The organism is Streptomyces sp. MBT65 (assembly GCF_016612545.1).
Lineage (GTDB): Bacteria > Actinomycetota > Actinomycetes > Streptomycetales > Streptomycetaceae > Streptomyces.
On sequence record NZ_JAENRY010000367.1, the window covers coordinates 1 to 7,109 of the forward strand.

Annotated in this window: 8 protein-coding genes; 3 read left to right on the plus strand and 5 right to left on the minus strand. The window is 71.7% G+C overall.

Going from position 1 to position 7,109, the window contains the following annotated elements; all coding sequences use genetic code 11:
* The 4 genes from JHN63_RS44795 to JHN63_RS44810 all read right to left on the minus strand — a co-directional run.
* A partial coding sequence (locus tag JHN63_RS44795; RefSeq protein WP_200690887.1) for a winged helix-turn-helix domain-containing protein occupies positions 1-264 on the minus strand: 264 nt, incomplete at its 3' end.
* A gap of 403 nt (positions 265-667) precedes the next feature.
* Complete coding sequence (locus JHN63_RS44800; RefSeq protein ID WP_200690888.1) at positions 668-1,561, minus strand: glycosyltransferase family 2 protein; 894 nt, start codon at positions 1,559-1,561, stop codon at positions 668-670.
* Between the two features lie 127 nt (positions 1,562-1,688).
* Positions 1,689-2,135 carry a DUF3052 domain-containing protein gene (locus JHN63_RS44805; protein ID WP_200690881.1) on the minus strand — a complete coding sequence of 149 codons (447 nt, stop codon included), beginning with the start codon at positions 2,133-2,135 and terminating at the stop codon, positions 1,689-1,691.
* Positions 2,136-2,297: 162 nt separating this feature from the next.
* Positions 2,298-2,762 (minus strand): DUF5707 domain-containing protein, encoded by a 465-nt coding sequence (locus tag JHN63_RS44810; RefSeq protein WP_200690882.1) that lies wholly within the window; start codon positions 2,760-2,762, stop codon positions 2,298-2,300.
* 207 nt (positions 2,763-2,969) lie between these two features.
* Between JHN63_RS44810 and JHN63_RS44815 the strand changes: the two genes are divergently transcribed.
* The 3 genes from JHN63_RS44815 to JHN63_RS44825 are packed head-to-tail and all read left to right on the plus strand — an operon-like array spanning position 2,970 to position 6,410.
* On the plus strand, positions 2,970-5,336 hold the full coding sequence (locus JHN63_RS44815) for a histidine kinase (RefSeq protein WP_200690883.1): 2,367 nt from the start codon (positions 2,970-2,972) through the stop codon (positions 5,334-5,336).
* Entirely contained in the window at positions 5,333-6,031 is a 699-nt protein-coding gene (locus JHN63_RS44820; protein WP_200690884.1) for a response regulator transcription factor, read from the plus strand. The genes JHN63_RS44815 and JHN63_RS44820 overlap by 4 nt, the downstream gene beginning before the upstream one ends.
* A gap of 46 nt (positions 6,032-6,077) precedes the next feature.
* Complete coding sequence (locus tag JHN63_RS44825; protein ID WP_200690885.1) at positions 6,078-6,410, plus strand: SCO4225 family membrane protein; 333 nt, start codon at positions 6,078-6,080, stop codon at positions 6,408-6,410.
* Positions 6,411-6,419: 9 nt separating this feature from the next.
* Here JHN63_RS44825 and JHN63_RS44830 read toward each other — a convergent pair whose 3' ends face one another.
* On the minus strand, positions 6,420-6,809 hold the full coding sequence (locus JHN63_RS44830) for a hypothetical protein (protein WP_200690886.1): 390 nt from the start codon (positions 6,807-6,809) through the stop codon (positions 6,420-6,422).
* Positions 6,810-7,109: the final 300 nt, after the last annotated feature.

Genomic DNA, 7,109 nt, shown 5'->3' on the forward strand with positions numbered 1-7,109 from the left:
GACCGCGCGCAGCCGCTCGGGGTCGTCGAGCAGACGGCGCAGTCGGGTCACGTGGTTGTGCAGGGAGGCGTGCGCGGACGCCGGCGGTGCGCCGCCCCACAGGGCGTCCTTGAGGGCGTCGACCGAGACCACCCGGCCGGGTTCCAGGAGCAGCGCGGCGAGCAGGGCCCGCACCTTGGGGCTGCCGACGGGTTGCACACCGTCGCCGTCACGGCCGTAGAGGACAGTCGTGCCCAGCAGTCCGAACCGCAGCTCGCACCGCATCACGCCGACCCGTCGCCCTTCCGCGCGGCCGCTCACGGCCGTGCTCCGCGGCGGAGGTCTCCGCCGTCCCTGGCGGATTTCCGCCCTGCTCACAGCGGTTTCCCGCCACCTTCTCCCTGCGTCCGGGAGCCGGAATCCGTTACCGTACCGGCTGTCTCCGGCGGTCGCCCCACGACTTCAGGCCACACTGCCCAGGGGCACCGGGCGCACCCTTGGCCACATGTTAGCGATCCGTTGGTGCGACCTGATGTGATCACTTCATCGGATCTGGCCCGACGGTGCGCGCGTACGACGCGCAACTCGGGGGAGTGTCGCCGTCGCGGCCGGGTCCGGGGACGCGAGAGGGCCCCGGTCGGCGGAGGTGAACGACCGGGGTCCTCGTCCCTTACGCAAGACCCGTGTCTCAGATGACGGGCGGGCGGCCCAGCCGGGTCAGCCGCCACACCGTGCGCCAGCGCATCGGGCGCCGCTCCCCCGCCGGTTCGCGCAGGCCCTCCATGAAGCCGCCGAACCAGGCCCGCAGTCCGGCGCGCGACCGCGTCCGTACGAGGGTGAGCAGCGTCCAGACGCCCAGGTGCACCGGGATCAGCGCGAGCGGGAGCCGGCGGCGGACCAGCCAGACGCGGTTGCGGGCGGTGACCCGGTAGTAGATGGCGTGCCGGGCGGGCGAGGTCTTGGGGTGCTGGAGGAGCAGCTCGGGGGCGTACAGGATGTGCCAGCCGGCGTCGGCGGCGCGCCAGGCGAGGTCGGTCTCCTCGTGCGCGAAGAAGAACTCGGCCGGCCAGTCGCCCGTCTCGGCGAGCATCGCCATGCTGAGCGCGTGCCCGCCGCCGAGGAACCCGGTGACGTATCCGCCCTGCATCGGGTCCCCCGCGCCGACCCGCGGCACATGGCGCCGCTGGGTCTCGCCGTGCTCGTCGGCGATCCGGAACCCGACGATGCCGAGGCGGGGTTGGGCCGCGTACAGGTCGTGGACGCGGCGCAGCACGTCGGCGTCGACGAGGAGACCGTCGTCGTCGAGTTCCACCACGACGTCCACGTCGCCGAACGCGCGGAGCCGGGCCAGGCCGACGTTGCGGCCGCCGGGGCAGCCGAGGTTCTCGTCGACGTCGATGGTGGTGACCTCGCCGGGGAGGGAGAGGCGGTCGGTGAACTCGGGGAGCCGGCAGCCGTTTCCGACGATCACGATGCGGGTGGGCGCGAGATCCTGCTTGGCCACGGACTCGAGGAGCGCGTCGACCTCGGCGGGCCGGTTTCCCATGGTCACCACGGCGACGGCGATCCTCGGCTGCACCACGTCGCTCACTCCATCCGGCACGTCTTTCGCTCCATCCGGCCATCCGGCGCTGCCCGCGCACCGACCGCGCGGCACTCGCCGTTCACCAAGATGTTTCCCTACATCGACCGGTTGCCCCAACTCACGTTCATTTTGCGGGACCTTTGTTCCGGCTTTGCCGGTTTTCCCGCCGTCGTACGAACTTCAGCCCCGACCAGTCGTCGCCGAGCGCGGCGACCTTCACATCGACGACACCGAGCGGGAGGAAGAGCTCGCGCAGACCGTTCTCGGTGATGTCGCTGACATGCCCGGCGGCCTTGCGGGGCCAGGCGATCCAGAGCATGGCGGCATCGGCGAGACCGAGAACCAGATCCGGGGCTTCCGCCTCCAGGTGCCGGCGTTCCTGGTAGAAGGCGACGGTGACGTCCGCGCCTCGGGGGCCGCCGGGGGTGACCTCGCAGTCGTCGGGAAGTCCGGGGATGGTCCAGTGGTCGGGGGCGTGGTGCAGGTGCACCTCGTGGCCGGGTTTGACGCCGATCTTCCTGGCGAGGGGGGTGGCGGAGTAACCCCCGGTCGCTGTCGGGGAGTTGGTCATTCCGTGCCCCTCTCGTCCGTCCGCATGTGCGGAAGGGTAGTTCGGGGTGTCCGCCGACGTCCCGCGACACCAGCGACGACGGCGCCCCGTCTCGATCGAGACGGGGCGCCGTGTTTCCGTACGGGTGGTGCGGGTGGTGCGGGTGGTGCGGGTGTCTCCGGGTCAGCCGGTGATGTCGAAGGTGGCGGCCTTGGGCACGAACGTCGTGTCGCCGTCCTTGGCGGTCGCGAGTGCCGAGACGTACCAGGTGCCCTTGGCCACCTCGGCGGCCTCCTTCTGGGTGACCTTGAAGGTGTAGGTGCAGCGCGAGGTGTCGTCCGAGGTGCTCTTGCAGGTGGCGGACTCGACGGACCGCAGGTCGGCCGAGGTCGGCTTCAGCTTCGAACTCGCGGGCCAGGCAACGACCTTGAGGCCGCGGATGCCCGAGTCGTCGCTGACGTCGACGGTGTAGGTGAAGGAGCCGGCGGCGTGCGCGGAGGGCGCGGTGTAGTGGGCCGAGCCGTGCTCCAGGGTCGGCTTCTCGGGGGCCGCGGAGGCGGCCGACGCGGCGAGTCCGCCGGCGACGACTGCGCCGACCGCGGCGACGCCGGCGAGGGAGAAGAGGAGCGTGCGCTTGGTGACGGACATGGGAGATCCCCCTGGGTGGTGTGGGTGGTGTGGGAGGCGGTGGTCGACCGCTTCCCTCGATGTGATCGAGCCTAGGAGCGGGACGGGGCCCGGTCCTCGGGCGGAAGGACGGTTGCCGCGTCGAACCAGAGATAGAGAGGCGGGGGACCGTAATCCCCCTTCAGCCTGAGCCGGGCCGTTCACCTGCGCCCCTAGCCTTTGGATGTCATGAAACGAACCGACGACCGGCTGCTCCCGGTCCTGCTGATCTGTGCCCAGGCCCTGGTGTGGCCGGGGGCTCCGCTGCTGCGCGGCACCGTGCCGAGCGCGGCCGACCTGCTCGTGGCCGCGCTGGTCGCCGGACCGGTGGCGGCCGCGCTCGCGCTGCGCCGCAGCCGCCCGGTGATCACGCTGATCGTGGTCGCCGCCGCCTGCGCGGTGGGCGCGGGCCCGCTGCCCACCGGCGCGATGGCGGTCCTCGGCACCGCGGGCGTCGCGCTCGCCCTGTTCACGGTGGCGAGCGAGCGCGGCACCTTCACCACGGTCCTGTGCGTGGTCACGCTCGCCGCCTGGCAGCTGCTCCAGAACATCACCCTGCACGGCCTCAGCGACAACAACGGTCTCGACATCGTCCTGATCGCCCTGCTCTACGCCACCGCGTGCGGAGCGGGCCTGTTCGTACGCCGGTCCCGCCGCGCCCGGCACGCGGCCGAACTCCTCCTGAACCGCGCCGAGACCGAGCGCCACCGTCTCCCGGCGGCCGAACGGCGCCGTATGGAACGGGAGTTGCACGACGTCAGCGCCCACCACCTCACCGCCGTCGTCGTCACCGCCGGCGCCGCGCTCGGCCTGCGCGAACGCCGTCCCGAACTTGCCGCCGAGGCACTGGAGTTCGCGACCGAGACCGGCCGCGAGGTCACCCGCGCCCTCGGCGCGGTCCGCGCCCCGGCCCCCTCACGCGAAGAACTCCCCTCCCCCGAGGAGCGGTTGCGCTCCCTGATCGCCGGCTTCCGCCGCCTCAACCAACCCGTCGACTCCGAGATCGACCCCCTCCCGGACGGCGCCGTCGCGGACGCGGCCTACGGCATCGTCCGGGAAGCCCTGACCAACGTGGCCCGCCACGCACCGGGCGCCCACACCACGGTGATCTGCCGCTACGGCGACACCCGCACCGACATCGTCGTCACCAGCGCGGCACCACCGTCCGGCGCACCGGCCCACGGCGCGGGCCTCGGCGGCGGCCGCGGCCAGGGCTTCCTCCGCTCCCGGGCCCGCGAGACGGGCGGCACGCTCACCACCGGCCCCACGGCGGACGGCGGTTGGGAAGTACGAGCGGTCCTGCCCGGCCGTACGGCGGCTCCGGTGGAACACGTCGTCCCGCGGAGCTATCGCGTCGCCCAGATCGTCGCGGCGATCGGCCTGTGCTTCCAGCCCCTGCTTCCGGTGCTGATCATCCGCACGGAGACGGCGTCGAGCGGTTCGCATGTGTCGGCGGGAGTGCTGTTCGCCCTGCTGGCGGCAGCTCAGGCGGTGGCCCTGCTGTGGCTGCGCAGAGCGCCCCGAACCGTCCAACTGACCTTGATCGGGCTGGCGTTGCTGTGGCCGCTGGCGATGCAGGTCGGCAACTACACAGGCCCGGTACTGCTGCCACCCACACTGAGCATGATCGCAACGAGCGTGGCGCTTGCGGCTTTCAAGGGGCGCGGGGCTGCATCGATGTGCAGCTCCGCCGCGGGGCGCGGCCAGCCCCTGCCAGCCCGCGCCTACCGACTGCCTCAGCTCCCCGTACCCGTCTTTTCGATCACAGCCACAGCCGCACACACCACCGCGCTGACCATCGCCGTCCTGCACCGCGGCACAACACTCCCCACCTGGGCGGTAATCCTGTTCGCAACAGCAGGCGTGTCCCTGGTGATGGTCACCGCACACGGGATCGGAGCCCGGATCGCCCACCGCAACCGGGCAACCCAGGGCGCCCGGACAGAACAACTCGCCACCTGGACCGAGGACGCCGTAAGAGACGCCTGGGCGGAACGCCGTCGGATCGCCGCCGGTCTGGAGACCACCGTGCTGGCCCGAACCGCCGACATGATCGCGGAGGCCCAGGCAGGCAGACTGGACGAAACAGCGACCCGCGCCCGCGAGGCCCTCGCCGCGATGCGCGCCCTCCTGGACGAAGTCCGCGTCCACGACGACGGGACGACAACCCCCGCCCTGCGCCCCCAACCCACCGTCCAGGCCCTCGACCTGCTCGCCCACCAGTGCCGCGCCACCGGCCGCGACGTGGAGATACGTCTCACCGACCGCGTCCCGGACCAGCTCCCCACCGAGGTGGACCTGGCCGCCTACCACGTCGCCGAGACCCTCCTCGCTACCGGCGACGACGACCCCGCCGTTCTCCAACTCGACGTGGACGACAGTACGTTGACGATCACGGCCACCGGCGTGCCGCGCGCCGCCGACCCCGCCGTACGGGATCGTCTGACGGCACGGATCGCGCCGCTCGGCGGCACCCTGACGGCCGGCCGGCCGCCGGGCACGGTCCGACTCCGGCTGCCGCTCGCGGCGCCGGACGACGAGGAGAGAGAACGATGAGCCTCAAGGTGCTGGTCGTAGACGACCAGGGCATCGTCCGGGCGGGCTTCGCCGCCGTGATCGACGCCGAGGACGACATGACGGTCGTGGGCGAGGCCGCCGACGGCGCGACCGCGGTGGTCCTCGCCGCGGAACTCGCCCCCGACGTGGTCGTGATGGACGTACGGATGCCCGAACTGGACGGGATCGCCGCCACGAGGATCATCACCGGCAAGGAGAACGCGCCCAGGGTCCTCGTCCTGACCACCTTCGACCTGGACGCGTACGTCTTCGACGCCCTGCGCGCGGGAGCCTCCGGCTTCCTCCTCAAGGACGTGCACGCCTCCGAACTCCTCGACGGCATCCGGGTGGTGGCGAGCGGGGAGAGCGTGCTGGCGCCGTCGGCGACCCGCCGTCTGATCGGCCACTACGCGTCCGGCCCGGGCGCGGGATTCCACTCCGGCTCCGGTACGGCGAAAGGTCCGCGCGAGCTGGAGAGCCTCACCGGCAGCCAGCGCAACGTCCTCGCGCTGCTCGCCTCCGGTCTCAACAACGCGGAGATCGCCGCGGAGTTGGACATCACCGTCGGCACGGTCAAGTCCCATGTCAACGCCCTGCTCCGCAAACTCGGCCTGCGCGACCGGGTCCAGGCCACGATCCTCGCCTACGACCTCGGCATCACCCGCCCGAACCCGCCGGGTGCGGAACACCTCTGACGGACCATCAATGTCCCTTCGCCTGAGCGCACTTAGGAGTACACCCATGCCCGGTACCGACGCCCATGCCGGCCGTTCCACCTTCCACCGACTCGGCCTGAACCTCCGCAACCCCTTCGCGCTCGGCTACCTCGGGATCTGCTTGGCCATCGTCGTCTGGACCGTCGTCGTGACCGTCATGGACGACTCGGGCGAGTCCATGGCGGGCGTCGTCCCTGTCCTGGCCACCGCCCCGGCCAGCTTCGTGCTCCTCGTACTGCCGGACGGCAAGGCCATGTTCGTCGTCGCCGTCGTCCTCGGCGCGCTGGTGAACGCCTCGGTCATCGGCTGGTGCGCCCGCGCGCTGACCCGCGGCGGGCGTCCGGATCCGACCCGCTGAACTCCCGGGTCAGGCACAGCCATAGCCGCCCGAGTGGTCGTCGGGATCCTCGGTCGCGTAGAAGGAGGGCCCGAGGCGGGCCGCCACGGTGTCGCCCGCGATGTCTGTGCTGGTGACCGTGCCGTCGTCGTTCGACGTCAGCTCCGCGTAGTAGCCGAGGGTCGTCCAGTCCATCGGGCGGTGGAAGAAGAACTCGGCGGTGTCGTCCGGGTATTCGGCGCGGAGCAGGGGGAGCACCGTCTCCAGGTCGTACTCGGCGCTCCTGCCGCTGATCGCCACGATCACCTGGTCCGGTGCCGTGCGCCACACCCGCACATGCGCGTGGCCGCGCCAGCCCTGGGCGGACTGCCAGGGATGCTCGTCGCGGATCAACTCGGGGTGGGCATCCTCAACTCCCATACGGGGACCTCTCCTTCGGCTCCATCGGCTCCATCGGTTTCTTCAGCTTCGTCGGCTGGGTCGGCTGGGTCGGCTGGGTCGGCTTCTTCGGCTCCTTGGCTTCTTCCGGCCACCCGGTCGCGTACGACCACGGTAGGGACGGCATGCCGGGCCGTGTCCGGGGCTCGCAACGCCCCATGGCGTACGGCCAGTTCAGGGGGTGTCGGCGGGGCGGGCACCGGTTCCCGTTGCGGGCCGGACCGGGGAGGGGGCGTCGAACTACACTCCCCTCGCAGACAGGCAGGTCGGTCCGGGGGGAGA

Bases quoted from the DNA above. Each gene is read 5' to 3' on its own strand.
- JHN63_RS44805 (WP_200690881.1), bottom strand. From the start codon at position 2,135: ATGACCAACTCCCCGACAGCGACCGGGGGTTACTCCGCCACCCCCCTC.
- JHN63_RS44810 (WP_200690882.1), bottom strand. From the start codon at position 2,762: ATGTCCGTCACCAAGCGCACGCTCCTCTTCTCCCTCGCCGGCGTCGCC.
- JHN63_RS44815 (WP_200690883.1), top strand. From the start codon at position 2,970: ATGAAACGAACCGACGACCGGCTGCTCCCGGTCCTGCTGATCTGTGCC.
- JHN63_RS44820 (WP_200690884.1), top strand. From the start codon at position 5,333: ATGAGCCTCAAGGTGCTGGTCGTAGACGACCAGGGCATCGTCCGGGCG.
- JHN63_RS44825 (WP_200690885.1), top strand. From the start codon at position 6,078: ATGCCCGGTACCGACGCCCATGCCGGCCGTTCCACCTTCCACCGACTC.
- JHN63_RS44830 (WP_200690886.1), bottom strand. From the start codon at position 6,809: ATGGGAGTTGAGGATGCCCACCCCGAGTTGATCCGCGACGAGCATCCC.